Below are 17882 nucleotides of genomic sequence, written 5' to 3' on the forward strand. Positions count from 1 at the left end.
CCCGCCGCCCGCCCCTCCCCCTACTGCGCCCCCGCCGCCGTCTGCGGGCGGATCGGGAGGCGGTTGACCGGGCGGCCCGTTGCCGCGCGTACCGCCGACGCCACCGCCGCCGGTGAGGTCACCACCGGCACCGCGCTGATCGCCTTCGCGCCGAAGGGGGCGACGACGTCCCGTTCCTCCACCAGCTTCACGATGTGAATGTCCGGCGCGTCCAGTGCCGTCGGCAGGGCGTAGCCCGTGAGGTCCGGGTGGCGGACCAGGCCGGCCGTGGTGCGGAGGTTCTCCGTGAGGGCCGCGCCGATGCCCTGGGTGATGCCCGCCTCGATGCGGGCCCTCGCCTGGGCGGGGTTGAGGACGCGGCCCACGTCCTGGGCCACCGCCATCTCGACCACCCGCACCGAACCCAGCTCGATGTCGACGTCCACCACCGCCCGCACCGCGCAGAACGCCAGGCCCACGAACGCGTCGCCCTGGCCCGTGTCGTCCAGCGGTTCCGTCGGGTGGGGGCGGCACTGGGCCGTGGCCCACAGTTCCTTGCCGTCCAGGGCCTCGTCGACGGTCGTGCTCAGCACGCCGTCGTACGACGTGATCTTGCCGTCGGCGATCGACAGCAGCTCCGTCGACATGCCGAACTGGTGCGCCAGGGGTTGCAGCAGCTGTGTGCGGACCATGCGTGCCGCCCGCTCCACCGCACCGCCCGACACCCACGTGTGCCGGCCGTGGGCGGCCGGGCCGCAGGGGGGCTGGTCGGTGTCCACGGGGGCGACGTGCACCTCCTCGATGCCCAGGATCTCCTGGACGATCTGGCGAGCCAGCGTCGTGAAGCCCTGGCCCGTCTCGACGGCCGCGCAGATGACCGTGGCCACCGACCCACTGACCTTCACCGTGGCCGTGGAGACCTCGTCCGCGCCCTCCGCGCCCAGCATGTGGACCATGCCGACGCCGTAGCCCACGCCGCGCCGGACGGCACCCGGTTCGCCGGCGCCCTCGGGGCCGCCCGGCAGGAGCCAGTCCTCCTCGGGGTCGTCCACCGGCAGCGCGGGGAGCGGGAAGTCGCGCACCGCGCGCAGGAGTTCGGCCACCGGCGCCGGGCAGGTGACCGTCTGGCCGGTGGGCAGGAGGTCGCCGGTCGCCATGATGTTGCGCATGCGCAGTTCGGCCGGGTCGATCCCCAGCTTGGCCGCGAGCTTGTCCATCTGACCCTCGTACGCGGCGCACACCTGCATCGCGCCCTCGCCGCGCACATGGCCGGAGGGCGGGTTGTTGGTGCGTACGGCCCAGCCTTCGACGAAGGCGTGCGGGACGACGTACGGGCCGCAGGCGAACGAGACCGCGGCGGCCAGCGCCTCGGCCGAGGAGTCGGCGTAGGCCCCGGCGTCCATCAGGATCTGCGCCTCGACCTTCACCAACTTGCCCTCGGCGTCGGCGTGGTGGCGGTAGCGCAGCAGCGTCGGGTGCCGGTGGGCGTGGCTGAGGAAGGACTCCTCGCGGGTCGCGGCGAGCTTGACGGGGTGGCCCGTGCGCAGCGCCAGCAGGCCCAGCGCGAGCTGGGTGCCCGCGTCCTCGCGGTCGCCCATGGCGCCCGGTACGCCCGTGACGACGACCTTCACGCGCTCCGGCGCCAGTGCCAGGCAGGCGGCGGCCAGGTCGCGGTCGGCGTGCGGGTCGGTGGAGGCGGTGTAGATCTCCACGCCCCCGTCGGGGCGCGGCACGGCCAGACCGGCCTCGGCTCCGATGGGCGCCGGGTCCTGGCGGCCGATGCGGTACAGGCCCTCGACCACCACCTCGCCGTGCGCGTCCGGGTCGCCGAAGCGCAGCGGGATGTGCCGGATCAGATTGCCGTCCGGGTGCAGCGGCGCGGCGGAGAACGCCGCCTCCGGGTCGGTGACGGGCTCCAGCAGCTCGTATTCGACCGCGATGGCGGCGGCGGCCAGGCGCGCGGTGTCGGGGTGGTCGGCGGCGACGGCGGCGATCGGCTCGCCGTGGTGGCGGACCAGGTCCGAGGCGAAGACCGGCCGGTCGACGACGCCCCGGCCGTGGGCGGCGTCACCCGGTACGTCCGCGTGCGTCACCACGGCCCGTACGCCCGGCATCATGGCCGCGGCGGAGGTGTCGACGGAGAGGATGCGGGCGTGCGGGTGCGGCGAGCGCAGCACCGCCGCCCACAGCAGGCCCTCGGCCCACAGGTCGGCCGCGTACGGGAACGTGCCCTGCGTCTTGGCGTCGGCGTCCGTCGCCGGTACGGAGACGCCGAGGCCGTGCGGCGGGGGCGCCGGGGCGGCCGCGGCCGGGGGCACGACGGAGGCGGTGGCGACGGATCCCGGGTCGTCGCCCGCGCCCGTCATGCCTCCCGTCCCGCCGATTCCGGCCATCCCGCCCATTCCCGTCATGCCGAAGCCCTTCCGCTGCCGTCGTCGAAGCCGCCGCCGTCGAAGCCGTCACCCTCGAAGCCGCCGGTGTCGAACGTCCCGGTCTCGAACGTCCCCGTGCTGAAGCCGCCGGTGTCGAAGTTGCCGGTCTCGAACGTGCCGGTCTCGAAGCCACCGGTCTCGAAGCCACCGGCCTCGAAACTGCCGGTGTCGAAGTTGCCGGCCTCGAATCCACCGCCCAAGGTGCCGCCGTCGAACGTGCCGCCGTCGAAGCCGCCGCCGAAACCGTCGCCGTAGCCGCCGGCCGGGCCCTCGCTGGCGCCGTCACCGAGGCTGTCGCCGAAGCCGCCGGGGTTGCCGTGCGGGCCCGTCTGGTGCGGGATGCGCGCCGTGTCGCCCCCGGGCTGCCGCGCCTGGGCTGCCTCCGCGGCCTCCGCGGCCTCCTCCTCGGCCGCGGCCGTCGCCGCGCGCTCGTCCACGACCTGGCGGACCGCGTCGAGCACGCCGCGGTAGCCCGAGCAGCGGCAGAGGTTGCCGCAGATCGCCTGGCGCGCCTCCAGCTCGGTGGGGGCGTGGTTGCCCTCCAGCAGGTCGTGCACGGTCATGGCCAGGCCGGGCACGCAGAAGCCGCACTGCACGGCTCCGCACGCGGCGAGCGCCCGCTGGACGTCGGACGGCCGGCCGTCGGCGGCCAGACCCTCGACGGTCCGGATCTCGGCACCCGCGGTCGTCGCCGCCGGCACCAGGCAGGAGGCGACCAGCCGGCCGTCGACCTGCACGGAGCACGCGCCGCACTCGCCCTGCGAGCAGCCGTCCTTGGCACCCGCGAGGCCGAGGCGCTCGCGCAGGACGTAGAGGAGGGATTCGCCGATCCAGGCGTCGGTCACCGGGCGGTCGGTCCCGTTGACACGGAGGACGTACGAGGCGCAGGGGTGCTCGTTGTGCGGGTGCGCCGGCAGGGCCTCCGCCTCGGGTTCGGGACCGGAGAATCCGGGATCGGTGAATCCGGGACCGGTGACTCCGGGACCGGCGTCAGGCACGGGGTCTGCGACGCCCTCGGACAGGGCGGCTTCGGACTCGACCCCGGAGGGAACCTCGGACGGAGCCTCGGGCGCGCCCCCGGAAACCGGCTCCGCGACCGGCTCCGCAACCGGCTCCGAAGCGAGCTCAAGACCGGGAGCAGGCTCGGACGCCGGAGCGGAAACAGAAGCAGGCCCAGACGCAGGCGCGAGCGCAGGCTCAGGCTCAGAGCCGGGCTCCGCCGCCGTCTCCGGCGCGGCGCCGCCCTCCTCCCCGAAGGTTTCCGGGCGCTCCGCGGGCTCCGCCGGCGCGCTCTGGTCGGCCAGGTCGAGGTCCTCGGCGACGAGCTCGAGTCCCGGCTGTCCGTGCTCCGGCCGGGGGTCGTTCCCCGTCCCGTGTGTCCACGCGCCGGTCGGGTAGTCGCCCGTACCGGCTACGCCGCCCGGGCCCGCGCCGCGCAGCGCGTACTCGCCCGACTCCTCCACCGAGTCGTCCCCGGCGGCCGGAACGGACCACTGTCCCGCGTCGCTCCCCTCGCCGGTGGCGGCACCGGCACCGCCACCGGCGTCGGCGGCAGCGAACGGCATCGCCCACTCCGCCGTGGCCTGCGGGTCGGCGGGGTTCGCGGCACCGCCGCCGTCACCGGTGGGCACCTGGTCGTACGCGGCCGTCTGCGGCACGGCGCCCCACTGCGGGTGCGCCTGGCCCCCGGCCGCCGCCACCGGCTCGTGGAACTCCTGATGAACCTGCTGGTGGACCGGCGGATGGGCCGGCTGATGGGCCGGTTCGGGGAAGGACTCGGGGAAGGGTCCGGGGAACGACGCCGGAGCCGGCGCCGGTGTCGGCTCCGCGGCCGGGGCGTACCCCGACCCCGTGCCCGGCGCCGCCAGCGGCCCCCACGAGGCCGCGGCCCCCGGGCCGGGGTGGGCCAGGAGCTCGGGCGGGAGCTGCACGAAGGTCGTGCCCTCCGCGTCCAGTTCGCCACCCCGGGGGATGGGCTGCCAGCCGCCCGCGCCGGGGGCGTGGGCGGTGTGGTGGTGGTGCTGTTCGTCACTCACGCGAGTGCCCTCCCCAGCGCTCGGCGGGCCAGAGTCGCCACGGTACGACGCAGATGCAGCACGGCCGGCGGCAGGGTACCCGGCTCGGCGTCGCCCGGCCCCGGCACCGGGTCCGGGATGCACGCGGCGGCCACGTAGTCGCCGAAGGCGGCGCAGGCGTCGGGCGCCAGGGTGCGCTCACCGTCCCAGTCGACGATCGAGGAGACCCAGCGCTCGGCGTCGAACGGCCGCAGCGGCATCGGCGCCACCGCGCCGACCGCGCAGCGCACGCTGCGCCGCGCCGGGTCGAGCACGACGGCCACGGACGCGATCGCCCGGCTGGGGCCGGTCCGGCCGGTGGCCTTGAGGAAGGTCTGGGGGGCGTGGAGCAGGGGCACGCGCACGTACCCGATCAGCTCGCCCGGCCGCAGCATGTCGAGCCCGGCCAGGAGGCGGCCGACGGGGACCTCGCGGCGCGCGCCGCCGGGGCCCGCGATGACGAGCGAGGCCTCCAGGGCGGCGAGCACGGGCAGCGCGTCACCGGTCGGCTGGGCGGAGGCGATGTTGCCGCCGAGCGTGCCGGCGTTGCGGATCTGGGGCGGGCCGGCCGCGCGGGCGGCGGCGGCGAGGGCGGGGATGAGGGCGGCGAAGTCGGGGCGGCCCATGCGGGCGTGGGTGAGACCGGCGCCGAGCAGGGCGGCGCCGTCCTGGTACTGCCAGCCGCGGATCTCACTGATGCGGCCGAGGCCGACGAGGGCGGCGGGGCGCAGCAGTCCGCGGTTGACCGCGGCCATGAGGTCGGTGCCGCCGGCGACGGGCACGGCCGTGGGCATGGCGGACAGCGCCGCCACGGCTTCGTCGAGCGAGCCCGGCAACGTCACCGTGTGCGCCGCCTGCGGTGCGTGCGTGGTCAACCCAGCTGCCCCTTCCCCAGAGGTCCCGACTGTTCCGCCAGGTCTCGCCGTACGGTACGTGCTGTCGGCCCGGACGTGGCAACTCTGGCACATCTTCCGGGCCCGTCGTCGCGAGGGTCCGCGAACCGCGGGAGCGTCGCCGTCCGCGAGGAAGGCCCACCCGACTGAGACAAAGGTCCGGTTTGCCGTACTCTCTCCCGTCTGAGCGATGTGTGAACTCTGGGCCCTGTAGGCGTATTGCCATGTTTCGATGACCCTTGTGTGACTTACTACCGTGTGTGGACGACCACCGTGCCAGGGCCGGTCCCACGGTTCGTCAGCTTCCACCGCGCCTCACACGATCGGGGGCGGACCCTCGATCGGGCGTCCGAGCAGTCCGGGACGGCGCTGCCAGGAGCGGGGGCCGCTGGGCGGGCGGTACGCGACGCCGAGGGCGTCGAGCCGCGCGTAATGGGACGTCATCCGGCGGGCGAAGGAGGCGTGGTCGCGCTCGGCGGGTGCGGGCAGGGACGACCACACCGTCTCGGCGAAGGCGGCCAGCCGGGGGAACGCCTGGTAGTCCACGCGTTGCTGGTCCTCCATCACCTCCGTCCAGATGTTGGCCTGCGCGCCGAGGACGTGGGCGGCTTCGGCCGGCGACAGCCCGGGCGGCACGGGCTCGAAGCGGTAGACGTCCTCCAGGGTGCGGACGTAGCCGATGGGTACGGGCTCGTCGGGGCCCGCGTCCTGACGGTGGTCGAGGTACACCTGTTGCTCGGGGCACATGATGACGTCGTGGCCCGCGCGGGCCGCGGCGACGCCGCCCGCGTAGCCGCGCCAGGAGCAGACGGTCGCGCCCGGCGCCAGGCCGCCCTCCAGGATCTCGTCCCAGCCGGCGAGCCGCCTGCCCCGCTCGGTGAGCCACCGGTCGAAGTGGCGGACGAACCAGCTCTGCAGCCCGTCCTCGTCCCCCAGCCGCTCGGCCGCGATGCGGGCCTGGGCGGTGGGCGACCGCTTCCACTGGTTCTTGGGGCACTCGTCGCCGCCGATGTGGACGAAGGGCGAGGGGAAGAGGTCGAGGACCTCGCTCAGCACGTTCTCGTAGAAGGCGAGGGTGTTGTCGGTGGGGGCGAGTACGTTCTCATTGACGCCCCAGGTGTCCCAGACGGAGAGGGCGGTGGTGTCGACGACGTCGGTGTTGCCCAGCTCGGGGTACGCGGCGATGGCGGCCTGCGAGTGGCCGGGGAGGTCGATCTCGGGCACGACGGTGACGTGCCGCTCGGCCGCGTAGGCGACGATCTCGCGCATGTCGTCCTGCGTGTAGAAGCCGCCGTGCGGCCGCTCGTCCCACAGGGGCGAGGCCCGGTGGCCGATTTTCGTGCGCGCCCGCCACGCCCCCACCTCGGTCAGCCGGGGATAGCGCCGGATCTCCAGGCGCCAGCCCTGGTCGTCGGTGAGGTGGAGGTGCAGGACGTTGAGCTTGTGCGCCGCGAGCAGGTCGACGTAGCGCAGCACGCCGTCCTTGGGCAGGAAGTGCCGGGCGACGTCGAGGAGCACACCGCGCCAGGCGAAGCGGGGAGCGTCCTCGACCACGACCTCGGGGAGCCGCCACGTCCGCTTCGCGGTGACCGGGGCACGCCGGAAGGCTTCCGGGCCCATCATCTGGCGGAGGGTCTGCGCGCCCCAGAACACCCCGGCCGCGCTGGCACCGGCGATCTCGACGACACGGCCGTCGATCGCGACGCGATGCGCCTCGGGTCCACCCTCCTCGCCCAGCTCGGGCAGGACGCGCAGCAGCACGCGGTTCCCGCCGTCGCGGTGCGGCGCCACGGGGAGCCCGGTGGCGGCGCCGACGGTCGCGCGCAGCCAGCGGGCGACGGCCTCGGTGCCGGGCCACGCGTCCACGCCGGTGTCCTCGTCGAGCGCGAAGCCCCCGCCGCCCTCGCCGGGCTCGAAGCGCGCGCTGTCCTCATCAAGATCGGTGTCGACCCCGAAGCCCGTGCCGCGCTGTCTTCCCGCACGGCCCCGGGGAAGGGTGCCGCTGACTCGCCGGGGGGCGGGGATCAGGTGCATGCCGCAGTCGCTCATGCCCTCATCCTTGGCGGCAGCCGGCTCCCGTAAGCCTCCGCGCCCGGAACGAACGGCTCCCGGGACGCGGGATCGCGCCCCGGAAGCCGTCGGAAGCCCGGGCCCGTCAGCCGGTGGGGGCTACTTCTTGTCGCCGCCCTTGCCGCCCTTGCCCTTGTCGTCCCCGCCGGCGCCCATGCCGTCGAAGATCTCCTTGCACATGGGGCAGACCGGGTACTTCTTGGGGTCGCGTCCGGGAACCCAGACCTTCCCGCAGAGGGCCACGACCGGCGACCCGGAGAGCGCGCTCTCCATGATCTTGTCCTTCTGGACGTAATGGGCGTAGCGCTCGTGGTCGCCGTCGCCGTGCGACACCTGCGGCGTCGGCTCGACGAGGGTGCCGGTACCTGCCCCGCGCTCGGGCTCGAGAGTGCTCATGGTCCCCAAGGGTACTGGGGGCGGCCCGCCTCAGTTGAGGCTCGGGTCGTCCGGATAGGTGGCGACCATCGCGAGTTCGTTGCGCTGGCGGCGCAGCACCGCGCGCCACAGCTGCTGGGGAGCGGGGGACGAGACGTCGCCGGGCTCGGACTCGACCACGTACCAGGCGCCCTCCACCAGCTCGTCCTCCAGCTGGCCCGGCCCCCATCCGGAGTAGCCGGCGAAGATCCGCAGCGAGCCCAGCTCCGCGGCCAGCAGCTCCGGCGGCGCCTCCAGGTCGACCAGCCCGATCGCGCCGTGGACCCGGCGCCAGCCGATGGGCTCGCCCCTGCCCGGGCGCCGCGCGGATCCCGGCACGGCGGCGCCCTGGGTGAGGGCCGTCGCCCCCGTCTCGTGCGCCTCGCCCGGCACCACGGCCACGCCGAGGGCCGAGTCCAGCGAGACCGGGCCGCCCTGGAAGACCACGCCCGGCTCTCCGGCGAGGGAGGCCCAGGACGCCAGGATGTCGCCCACGCCGACCGGGGTGGGCCGGTTGAGGACCACGCCGAGCGAGCCCTCCTCGTCGTGGTCGAGCAGCAGCACCACCGCGCGGTCGAAGTTGGGGTCGGCCAGCGCCGGGGTCGCGACAAGCAGCCGTCCTGTGAGGGAGGACACCTCGGTCATGGCCACATGATCCCGCATTTCCGGCCTCCGGGGGGAGGGGAAAGAGGGGACCGGCCAGGGCCATGTGGGGGCGTACGGGAGCAGTACCCCCCGCGCACGGGGCCGGAAGGGGCCCGACGATAACCGGTAGCGACCATTCCATAAACGCAGAGTGTTGTGACAAACCCATGACGTGGATTAGGGCCCCTCGGGGCGCCAGAACCGGCCCCCGGTCGCATTACCCTTTCTTCTTGCCCCCTGCCCAACTCCAGGAACGCGAGATCGATGACCGGCCCTGACGATGTCCTGCTTGTCCACGGCGGCACCCCTCTCGAGGGAGAGATCCGCGTCCGCGGCGCGAAGAATCTCGTGCCCAAGGCCATGGTCGCCGCGCTGCTCGGGCACGGGCCCAGCCGGCTGCGCAACGTCCCCGACATCCGGGACGTGCGCGTCGTGCGCGGGCTGCTGCAGTTGCACGGCGTGACGGTCCGCCCCGGTGACGAGCCGGGCGAGCTGGTCCTCGACCCCACCTACGTGGAGAGCGCCAACGTCGCGGACATCGACGCGCACGCCGGCTCCTCGCGCATCCCGATCCTGCTGTGCGGCCCGCTGCTGCACCGCCTCGGCCACGCCTTCATCCCCGGTCTGGGCGGCTGCGACATCGGCGGCCGGCCCATCGACTTCCACTTCGAGGTCCTCCGCCAGTTCGGCGCGACGATCGAGAAGCGCGAGGGCGGCCAGTACCTGGAGGCCCCGCAGCGGCTGCGCGGCTGCAAGATCCGCCTGCCCTACCCCTCGGTCGGCGCGACCGAGCAGGTCCTGCTGACCGCCGTCCTGGCGGAGGGCGTCACGGAGCTGTCCAACGCGGCCGTGGAGCCGGAGATCGAGGACCTCATCTGCGTGCTGCAGAAGATGGGCGCGATCATCGCCATGGACACCGACCGGACCATCCGGATCACCGGTGTCGACAAGCTCGGCGGCTACAACCACCGCGCGCTGTCCGACCGCCTGGAGGCGGCCTCCTGGGCGTCCGCGGCGCTGGCCACCAAGGGCAACATCTACGTCCGCGGCGCCCAGCAGCGGTCGATGATGACCTTCCTCAACACCTACCGCAAGGTCGGCGGCGCCTTCGAGATCGACGACGAGGGCATCCGCTTCTGGCACCCGGGCGGCTCGCTCAACGCCATAGCTCTGGAGACCGACGTCCACCCCGGCTTCCAGACGGACTGGCAGCAGCCGCTGGTCGTGGCCCTGACGCAGGCCTCGGGCCTGTCGATCGTCCACGAGACGGTGTACGAGTCCCGGCTGGGCTTCACGTCCGCGCTCAACCAGATGGGCGCGCACATCCAGCTCTACCGCGAGTGCCTGGGCGGCTCCGCCTGCCGCTTCGGCCAGCGCAACTTCCTGCACTCGGCGGTCGTCTCCGGCCCGACGAAGCTGCAGGGCGCCGACATGGTCGTCCCCGACCTGCGCGGTGGCTTCTCGTACCTGATCGCGGCCCTCGCGGCGGACGGCACGTCCCGCGTCCACGGCATCGACCTGATCAACCGCGGCTACGAGAACTTCATGCAGAAGCTGAAGGACCTGGGCGCCAACGTCGAGATGCCGGGCAGCACCCCCGCCTGACGACCCCGCCCCGGCCGGCCCCGCGCCGGCTGGGGGTCCGGGGGTCACCCCCGGGCAAGCACAGCATGCAGAAGCTGAAGGACCTGGGCGCCAACGTCGAGATGCCGGGCAGCACCCCCGCCTGACGACCCCGCCCCGGCCGGCCCCGCGCCGGCTGGGGTCACCCGTCCAGACGCAAACCCCCTGACGGCCCGTAGGGCGCGTATCCGGCCTCTCCTGGCCGCTACGGGCCCTGACGGGCCGTTACCCGCTTCAGGGGCCGTTCTCGGGCCGTTTACGCGGCATCAGGGCGGGGTAGGCACTCCGGATACGCCGAAGGGCGGTCACCCTCATCGGGTGACCGCCCTTCGAGCTGGAAGGCTTACTTGCCCTTCGCGGCTTCCTTGAGCTTGGAGCCCGCGGAGACCTTCACGCTGTAACCGGCAGCGATCTGGATCGGCTCGCCCGTCTGCGGGTTGCGCGCGGTCCGAGCGGCACGGTGGGTGCGCTCGAAGGTCAGGAAGCCGGGGATGGTGACCTTCTCGTCGCCCTTCGCGACGACCTCGCCGACGGTCTCGGCGAGCGCGGCCAGAACGGCGTCGGCGTCCTTGCGGGTCACCTCGGCACGGTCGGCCAGAGCGGCCACCAGCTCACTGCGGTTCATGTTGTACTCCCGTGTTCTTCTTGCCAATGAGGCGTGAGATCGAAGCCGATGCTGCCAGGGCCCTCGGACAGTCCCCGGACCCGGGTCCGTTTGCCAGACCCTCGCGCCCGGTTACGCATCCTGCCCCCACCAGTGGCGGGAAAGCCAATCCGGCACCCTGGAGAGTCACACGGAAAGCGCCACGGCCAGCGCCACAGCCTCGGATGCGGCCGCATTTCTGCGGCCCGATGTCTGCCCGACACCTTATGGGGGGCCCAGGAGCGTCGCGCCACTCGACGCGCCGTGCGTCAGACCGTCGTGGTGGCCGTCACAGCGGCTCCGGCGGCCTTCGCGGCCTCCCTGACGGCCCCGGCGACGGCCCCCGCGACCTTGTCGTTGAAGACGCTGGGGATGATGTAGTTGGCGTTGAGCTCGTCCTCGGCGACGACGTCGGCGAGGGCGCGGGCGGCGGCCAGCATCATGTCGGTGTTCACGGTGCGGGACTGGGCGTCGAGCAGGCCGCGGAAGACGCCGGGGAAGACCAGCACGTTGTTGATCTGGTTCGGGAAGTCGGAGCGGCCGGTGGCGACCACCGCGGCGGTCTGCCGGGCGATCCCGGGCTCGACCTCCGGGTCCGGATTGGCCAGCGCGAAGACGATGGCGTCCTCTGCCATCGCCGCCACGTCCTCGCCCCCCAGGACGTTCGGCGCCGAGACACCGATGAAGACGTCCGCACCCCGCACCGCCTCCTTGAGCGTGCCCGTGACGCCCTCGGGGTTGGTGTTGTCCGCGATCCACCGCAACGCCGACTCCGGCGACGCCGAGACCAGGTCCGTACGGCCCGCATGGACGACACCGTGGATGTCGGCGACCACCGCGTGCCGCACACCCGCGGCGATCAGCAGCTTCAAAATCGCCGTACCCGCCGCGCCCGCACCCGACATGACGACACGTACGTCACCGATGGCCTTGCCCACCACACGCAGAGCGTTCGTCAGCGCCGCCAGGACGACGATGGCGGTGCCGTGCTGGTCGTCGTGGAAGACGGGAATGTCCAGCGCCTCCCGCAGCCGCGCCTCGATCTCGAAGCACCGCGGCGCGGAGATGTCCTCCAGGTTGATGCCCGCGAAGCCCGGCGCGATGGCCTTGACGATCTCCACGATCGCGTCGGAGTCCTGCGTGTCCAGGCAGATCGGCCACGCGTCGATCCCGGCGAACCGCTTGAACAGCGCCGCCTTGCCCTCCATGACCGGCAGCGCCGCCTTCGGCCCGATGTTCCCCAGGCCCAGCACGGCCGAACCGTCGGTGACCACGGCCACCGAGTTCCGCTTGATCGTCAGACGGCGGGCGTCCTCGGGGTTCTCCGCGATCGCCATGCACACCCGCGCCACACCCGGGGTGTAGACCATCGACAGGTCGTCACGGTTGCGGATGGGGTGCTTGGACGCCATCTCGATCTTGCCACCGAGGTGCATCAGGAACGTACGGTCGGAGACCTTGCCCAGCACCACGCCCTCGATGCCGCGCAGCTTCTCCACGATCTCGTCGGCGTGCTCGGTGGAGGTCGTCGCCATGGTGACGTCGATGCGCAGCTTCTCGTGACCGGAAGCGGTCACGTCCAGGCCGGTGACCGACCCGCCCGAGGACTCCACGGCCGTGGTGAGCTGGCTGACCGCCGTCCCACCCGCAGGGACCTCCAGTCGGACCGTCATCGAGTACGAGACGCTAGGCGCCGTTGCCATGGCCGCTTTCCTCTGCTTTCCCTGTTTCGTTTGCCGCGCTCGCTGGGGCGCGATGCCTGATCGTCCCACCTACTGGCCAGTACGCGTAATGAGCGCCGTATGCCGGAAGCGGTCTTCCAACATACGAGAGCGGCGAGGAAGCATCCCCGGAAGGGGCCGGGAGACTTCCCGGAAGGCGGCGCAAACGCCGACGGGCGCCCCTCTCCTTGGGAGAGGAACGCCCGTGGGACACGTTCAGTGGCACCGACCCGCCATGCTCGCCTCGCGGCAAGTGGTCGCTCGTAGCGACGAAGGTTGGGCCCGGGGGCTTGGATCGAGCCGGTGCCGTATCCAGGCTAACAAACGGTCCCGGGAAGTCATTCCTGTAGGGCGAGTTCCGTTTGTGGGGGGAGCCGTACGGCGGATCCGGTCCCCCGGGCGGCCCCTGGACACGTCAGTCGCGCAGCAGGTCCGGCACCCCGTGCTCGTCCGGGTCGTCCCGCTCCCCCGACAGCACCGTCAGCCGCTGCGTGGCGCGGGTGAGGGCCACGTAGAGCACCCTCAGGCCGGCCGGGGACTCGTCGGCGATCTCGGCGGGCGAGACCACGACCGTCGCGTCGTACTCCAGGCCCTTGGCCTCCAGGCTGCCGAGCACCACCACGCGGTCGCCCAGACCGGCCAGCCACCGCCGGGCCTCGGCCCGGCGGGCCATGGGCACGACCACGCCGATCGTGCCGTCCACGTCGGTCAGCAGGTGGGCCGCCTCCTCCCGGGCCGCCGCGCCCAGGTCGCCGCCGGGGGCGACGGTGAAGCGGGGCTCGACGCCGGTGGAGCGGACCGCCGCCGGGGACTCCATACCCGGCATGGCCAGGGCCAGCACCTTCGCCGCCAGCTCGGCGATCTCCGCGGGGTTGCGGTAGTTCACCGTGAGCCGGAAGCGGCGGCGCGGGCGGCTGCCGAGCGCCTCGTCGCGGGCGGCGCCCGCCTCGTCGGGGTCGGACCACGAGGACTGGGCCGGGTCGCCCACGATCGTCCAGGTGGCGTGGCGGCCGCGGCGGCCGACCATGCGCCACTGCATGGGCGTCAGGTCCTGTGCCTCGTCGACGATGACGTGGGCGTAGTCCCGGCGTTCCTGCGCCAGCCGCTCCGCGCGCTCGCGGCGCGACTCCGAGCGCTGCGGCATCAGCTCCTCCAGGCCGGTGAGGTGGTCGAGCGGGTCGGCCTCACGCGGCTGCCGGGGCCGGTGCGGGACGCCGAGCAGCGTCTCCAGCTCGTCCAGCAGCGCGACGTCGTGCACCGACAGCGGCCCCTGGCCGCGGGCGTCCAGCCGGCCGAGCGAACGGGCCGTCTGCCGGACCTCGCGCGGGTTGAGCACCCGGCGCGACCAGCGTCCCAGGCGGCGCTCGTCGGCCATGCAGGCCAGCACCCGGCGCGGGGTGAGCTCGGGCCACCAGGCGTCGAGGAAGTCGATGAAGACGGTCTCGGTGGTGATGTCCTCGTCGAAGGCCTGCCGGGCCTCGGCGGCCAGTTCGGGGTCCGTGTAGCGCCGGGGGCCGCCGGCCTTGGACCACAGGGCGTCGAGGATCAGCCGCCGGGCGCGCGGCCGCAGCAGGTTGACCGGTGCCGTGCCGCCGAGGGCGGTGTTGCGGATGCGCCGCAGCTCCTCCGCCTCCAGCTCGATGCGCGCGCCGAAGGCCACGACGCGCAGCCGCTCGGGCACCGCGACGCCGCCGGAGGGCACCTCCAGCGCCCCCCGCACCGCCTTGCGCAGGACCTTCAGCATGCGGGACGAGCCCTTGACGCGGGCGACGGCCGGCGCGTCGTAGGTGTCGGCCTCCGCACCGTCGACCAGGGAGCCCACGGCGCGGATCGCGACCTGGCCCTCCTCGCCGAGCGAGGGCAGGACGCCCTCGGTGTAGGCGACGAGCAGCGGGGTCGGGGAGACGACGAGGATGCCGCCCGCGTAGCGCCTGCGGTCCTGGTAGAGGAGGTAGGCGGCGCGGTGCAGGGCGACGGCGGTCTTGCCGGTGCCGGGCCCGCCCTCGACCTCGGTGACGGAGGCGGCGGGGGCACGGATGACCATGTCCTGCTCGGCCTGGATGGAGGAGACGATGTCCCGCATGGTGTGGCTGCGGGCCTGGCCGAGCGCGGCCATGAGCGCGCCGTCGCCGACCACCGGCAGGTCGGTCCCGTGCAGTGTCGTGCGCAGCTCGGGGCGCAGCAGGTCGTCCTCGACGCCGAGGACCTTGCGGCCCTTGGAGCGGATGACCCGGCGGCGGACGACCCGGCCCGGCGCCACCGGCGTGGCGCGGTAGAAGGGCGCGGCGGCGGGCGCGCGCCAGTCGATGACCAGCGGTGAGTAGTCGGAGTCCAGCACGCCGATGCGGCCGATGTGCAGGGTCTCGGCGATCTCGGCGCGGTCCTCGCGCACGGCGTCGTCGGCGGGCTCGACGGAGGTGTAGGCACCGTCGGGGCCCTTCTTGCCGTCCTTGCCGAGCAGCAGGTCGATGCGGCCGAAGAGGAAGTCCTCGAACTCGTTGTTCAGCCGGTTGAGGTGGACGCCGGCGCGGAACACCTGCGCGTCCCGCTCGGCGAGCGCCCCCGGCGTGCCCACCTGACCGCGCTTGGCGGCGTCGTCCATGAGGAACTCCGCCTCGTGGATCTTCTCCTCAAGGCGTCGGTACACCCGGTCCAGATGCTGCTGCTCAAGCCCGATCTCACGGTCGCGGACCCCGTCCGCTTCCTTCACCGGTCCTGTCGCCACCTGCGCGTGTGTGGCGTTCTGCGCGGCCACCCAGGCCCCCTTCTGCTGTGCGTAGGGCAGCCGTCAACCGTACGCGAACAGGGGTGCTGAGCGCACCTGTCAGGCCTCGGGGCTTTCTGACAACTTTACGGTTCAACGGCGGGCGGGGCGGTTCCGCCCGCGAGGGCGGTGGTCACGGCCGCGGGGCGGGCGGTCACATCCGCACGGTCGCCAGGTGCCTGCCGTCGAGGGTGCGGACCTCGAAGCGGTCGATGTCGTCCTGCGCGAAGGCCGCCCCGCCGTGGGTGTACAGCGGCTCCCTGCTCCACTTCACCGGGCTGTCCTTGAGGCCGTAGCCGGAGGCGGGGACCGCCCAGGTCGTGACCGTCTGTTCCCGGCCGTTCTTGCCGACGGCGACGAGGTCGCAGGTCAGGGGCCCCTTGACGGCTCCGAGCTGAAGGGCGACGTGGGTGCCCCACGGCTTGCGCTCCAGGGAGACGGTGGCGTCCACCCCGGTGGCCGGGTCGACGCCGCCGTGCTTCTCGCCGTCCTCGTACATCTGCTGGGCCGCGCTCGCGCCGCTGTGGCCCGGCGGGTCCTCGGCGGTGAGGGCCGCGCCGGCCAGCGGACCGGCGATGATCAGGGCGACGGCGGCGGCGACCAGGCACAGCCGGCGGGTGCGCCCGGCGCGGCGCGCGGCGGCGACCTCGTCGAGCAGTCCGTCGAGCAGCTCGGGGCGGGGCCGGGCGGTCAGCACGGCGGGGTCCGGGGTCTGTTCCGCGGCCTCGGCGAGCAGCGGGGCGAGGCCCATCAGGCCGTCCAGCTCGGTGGCGCACTCGGGGCAGCCGGCGAGGTGCTCCTCGAAGCGGGTGGCGTCGGCTTCGTCGAGGACGCCGAGCGCGTAGGCGCCGACCGCGGCGTGCTCACCGTTCGGGCCGGCGTGCTCATGGCCCGGTGCCGGCTGGTTCATGCCGTCACTCCTCGTTCCTCGAGCGAGAGCTTCAGGGACTTGAGCGCGTAGAAGACCCTGGACCTGACGGTGCCGGCCGGCACACCCAGCGTCTGTGCCGCCTCGCTCACGGTACGTCCTTTGAAATAGGTCTCGACCAGGGCCTCCCGGTGTGCCGCGGACAGGTCGCCGAGGGCGTCGGAGATCGTCATCAGGCGCAGGGCCCGGTCGATCTCGTCGGCCGCGGGTATCAGCTCCAGCGGCCCCGGGTCGACCTCCCGGGGCCGGGCCTGCCGGCTGCGGTGGTTGTCGATGACGATGCGCCGGGCGACGGTCACGAGCCAGGGCCGTACGGATCCGGAGGCGCCGCGCAGCCGGTCGGCGTTGCGCCAGGCGCGCAGCAGCGTCTCCTGGACGACGTCCTCCGCGCGCTGGCGGTCCCCCGCCACGAGCCGCAGCACGAAGGCGTGCAGAGGGCCCGCGTGTTCGTCGTAGAGCGACCGCATCAGGTCCTCGTCCGGACTCGTCCTGTCAGCCACGGCGGCATCCTTGCGCAAGCCTTCCCCCTGGGTCGAGAGCGAGGTTCGGTGTTTCCGGGTTGGCCCTGCCGCCCTTCGGTACGGACGGGAAGCGGGTTCCGTTCACCGTGCGCCGGATGTCGCGGGCCGCGTCGCCTAGGCCCGGCCCCGGGCGGCGCGCTGTCCGCGGACACCGCGGAGGCTCGGCGCCCCGGACACGCGGGCGCGCCGGCCGGGCCGTGCGGCCCGCGGGGGCAGGCGGAGACGGTGGTCCCGTACCGGGCGGGACCACCCGTACGTCCCCAGGGAGGAAATCACGAGGTGGCGGCCGTGACCGCCTTGCCGTTCATCACCGCGCGGCGGCGGTGGCGGGCGACGCGCTCGCGGTTGCCGCAGACCTCGCTGGAGCACCAGCGCCGTCGCCGGCCGCGCGAGGTGTCGAGGTAGAGCAACGAGCACGCCTCCCCCTCGCACCGCCGGAGCTGCTCGCGGGCCGTCGCGTCCGTGAGCAGCTCCACGGCGTCCCGCGCGATCCGGCCCAGGAGGGCACCGCAGTCCGGGGCCTCGCCGACGGCCCGTACGAGGCTGCCGTCGGCGGCCCGGACCGCCCGCAGGGCGGGGGGCGCGGTGGCGGCCAGGGCGTTGACCCGCTCCAGGTCGGAGTCGGCGGCGCGCCCGTCGACCTCGGCGTGCACCACACGGTGCAGCAGGTCACGGACGGCGTGGAACCGCGCCAGCCACGCCGCGTCCACGGCGTCGAGCGGTGTCCCGGGCGGCACGACGCCGGCACCGAGCAGCCAGGCCCGCAACCGGTCGGGCACGTCGAGCCGCTCCACGGGTTCCTCGCTCAAACGCCGTCCGACCGTGGCGACCAGGTCGAGGCACAGCCGCCCGGAGTCGAACCGCAGGTCATAGGAGGCCGCTGCCGACGCCATGGGTGTCACCTTCCCTGCTTCCTATGGAGATCCCCCGCCGTCCCAGGGTGCGCTCCCCTGCGCCCCAGCACCAGAGCCGGATGACCGCCGGGGGCGGCCCTACGCCACGGTGCGCACGGGTGGGCAGCCGTCGGGGGCGGGGCGGGCACGCCATGGTCGGTACGGATCCCTGCTGCGGAATGACGAACTATCGGCTGCCCAACGACAGATGTTGATGGGCCGTCAGGTCGATCACCGACGCGGCGCGCCAGGGTCGCGCGCCAGTGCAACGGGACCGCCTGCACGCGTGAACTGCGAGCCCC

13 protein-coding genes are annotated in these 17882 nt (G+C 73.6%); 1 reads left to right on the top strand and 12 read right to left on the bottom strand.

Annotation, left to right across the window (positions count from 1 at the left end):
- Positions 1-20: 20 nt before the first annotated feature.
- From CYQ11_RS11300 to CYQ11_RS11325, 6 genes are all read right to left on the bottom strand, one after another.
- A complete protein-coding gene (locus CYQ11_RS11300; protein WP_099200840.1) occupies positions 21-2345 on the bottom strand; it encodes a xanthine dehydrogenase family protein molybdopterin-binding subunit in 2325 nt (774 codons plus the stop codon).
- Positions 2346-2386: 41 nt separating this feature from the next.
- Complete coding sequence (locus CYQ11_RS11305) at positions 2387-4447, bottom strand: (2Fe-2S)-binding protein (RefSeq protein WP_099200323.1); 2061 nt, start codon at positions 4445-4447, stop codon at positions 2387-2389.
- A complete protein-coding gene (locus tag CYQ11_RS11310; RefSeq protein WP_099200322.1) occupies positions 4444-5340 on the bottom strand; it encodes an FAD binding domain-containing protein in 897 nt (298 codons plus the stop codon). The genes CYQ11_RS11305 and CYQ11_RS11310 overlap by 4 nt, the downstream gene beginning before the upstream one ends.
- A gap of 333 nt (positions 5341-5673) precedes the next feature.
- Entirely contained in the window at positions 5674-7407 is a 1734-nt protein-coding gene (locus tag CYQ11_RS11315) for a beta-N-acetylhexosaminidase (protein ID WP_240003491.1), read from the bottom strand.
- A gap of 120 nt (positions 7408-7527) precedes the next feature.
- Positions 7528-7824, bottom strand: coding sequence for a DUF3039 domain-containing protein (locus tag CYQ11_RS11320; RefSeq protein WP_099200321.1), 297 nt, complete (start codon positions 7822-7824; stop codon positions 7528-7530).
- A 30-nt stretch (positions 7825-7854) separates the two neighbouring features.
- The gene (locus tag CYQ11_RS11325; RefSeq protein ID WP_099200838.1) at positions 7855-8487 is read right to left on the bottom strand and encodes a YqgE/AlgH family protein; all 633 of its coding nucleotides are present in this window, start codon (positions 8485-8487) and stop codon (positions 7855-7857) included.
- Between the two features lie 264 nt (positions 8488-8751).
- Here CYQ11_RS11325 and murA point away from each other — a divergent pair, with 264 nt between their 5' ends.
- Entirely contained in the window at positions 8752-10092 is a 1341-nt protein-coding gene (murA, locus tag CYQ11_RS11330; RefSeq protein ID WP_099200320.1) for a UDP-N-acetylglucosamine 1-carboxyvinyltransferase, read from the top strand.
- A gap of 361 nt (positions 10093-10453) precedes the next feature.
- Here the strand turns inward: murA and CYQ11_RS11335 are convergent, their stop codons facing one another.
- From CYQ11_RS11335 to CYQ11_RS11365, 6 genes are all read right to left on the bottom strand, one after another.
- A complete protein-coding gene (locus CYQ11_RS11335) occupies positions 10454-10735 on the bottom strand; it encodes an HU family DNA-binding protein (RefSeq protein ID WP_004951951.1) in 282 nt (93 codons plus the stop codon).
- A gap of 287 nt (positions 10736-11022) precedes the next feature.
- The gene (locus CYQ11_RS11345; RefSeq protein ID WP_099200319.1) at positions 11023-12456 is read right to left on the bottom strand and encodes an NAD-dependent malic enzyme; all 1434 of its coding nucleotides are present in this window, start codon (positions 12454-12456) and stop codon (positions 11023-11025) included.
- 433 nt (positions 12457-12889) lie between these two features.
- The gene (locus CYQ11_RS11350; protein ID WP_398781194.1) at positions 12890-15229 is read right to left on the bottom strand and encodes a HelD family protein; all 2340 of its coding nucleotides are present in this window, start codon (positions 15227-15229) and stop codon (positions 12890-12892) included.
- 163 nt (positions 15230-15392) lie between these two features.
- Positions 15393-16148 carry a zf-HC2 domain-containing protein gene (locus CYQ11_RS11355; RefSeq protein ID WP_099200317.1) on the bottom strand — a complete coding sequence of 252 codons (756 nt, stop codon included), beginning with the start codon at positions 16146-16148 and terminating at the stop codon, positions 15393-15395.
- Complete coding sequence (locus CYQ11_RS11360) at positions 16145-16633, bottom strand: sigma-70 family RNA polymerase sigma factor (protein ID WP_240003532.1); 489 nt, start codon at positions 16631-16633, stop codon at positions 16145-16147. The genes CYQ11_RS11355 and CYQ11_RS11360 overlap by 4 nt, the downstream gene beginning before the upstream one ends.
- Before the next feature lie 326 nt (positions 16634-16959).
- Positions 16960-17580 (bottom strand): CGNR zinc finger domain-containing protein, encoded by a 621-nt coding sequence (locus CYQ11_RS11365; RefSeq protein WP_099200315.1) that lies wholly within the window; start codon positions 17578-17580, stop codon positions 16960-16962.
- Between the last annotated feature and the right edge of the window lie 302 nt (positions 17581-17882).

It is taken from the genome of Streptomyces cinnamoneus (genome assembly GCF_002939475.1).
GTDB lineage: Bacteria > Actinomycetota > Actinomycetes > Streptomycetales > Streptomycetaceae > Streptomyces > Streptomyces cinnamoneus_A.

Bases quoted from the DNA above. Each gene is read 5' to 3' on its own strand.
- CYQ11_RS11300 (WP_099200840.1), bottom strand. From the start codon at position 2,345: ATGACGGGCGCGGGCGACGACCCGGGATCCGTCGCCACCGCCTCCGTC.
- CYQ11_RS11315 (WP_240003491.1), bottom strand. From the start codon at position 7,407: ATGAGCGACTGCGGCATGCACCTGATCCCCGCCCCCCGGCGAGTCAGC.
- CYQ11_RS11320 (WP_099200321.1), bottom strand. From the start codon at position 7,824: ATGAGCACTCTCGAGCCCGAGCGCGGGGCAGGTACCGGCACCCTCGTC.
- CYQ11_RS11325 (WP_099200838.1), bottom strand. From the start codon at position 8,487: ATGACCGAGGTGTCCTCCCTCACAGGACGGCTGCTTGTCGCGACCCCG.
- murA (WP_099200320.1), top strand. From the start codon at position 8,752: ATGACCGGCCCTGACGATGTCCTGCTTGTCCACGGCGGCACCCCTCTC.
- CYQ11_RS11335 (WP_004951951.1), bottom strand. From the start codon at position 10,735: ATGAACCGCAGTGAGCTGGTGGCCGCTCTGGCCGACCGTGCCGAGGTG.
- CYQ11_RS11345 (WP_099200319.1), bottom strand. From the start codon at position 12,456: ATGGCAACGGCGCCTAGCGTCTCGTACTCGATGACGGTCCGACTGGAG.
- CYQ11_RS11355 (WP_099200317.1), bottom strand. From the start codon at position 16,148: ATGAACCAGCCGGCACCGGGCCATGAGCACGCCGGCCCGAACGGTGAG.
- CYQ11_RS11360 (WP_240003532.1), bottom strand. From the start codon at position 16,633: ATGCGGTCGCTCTACGACGAACACGCGGGCCCTCTGCACGCCTTCGTG.
- CYQ11_RS11365 (WP_099200315.1), bottom strand. From the start codon at position 17,580: ATGGCGTCGGCAGCGGCCTCCTATGACCTGCGGTTCGACTCCGGGCGG.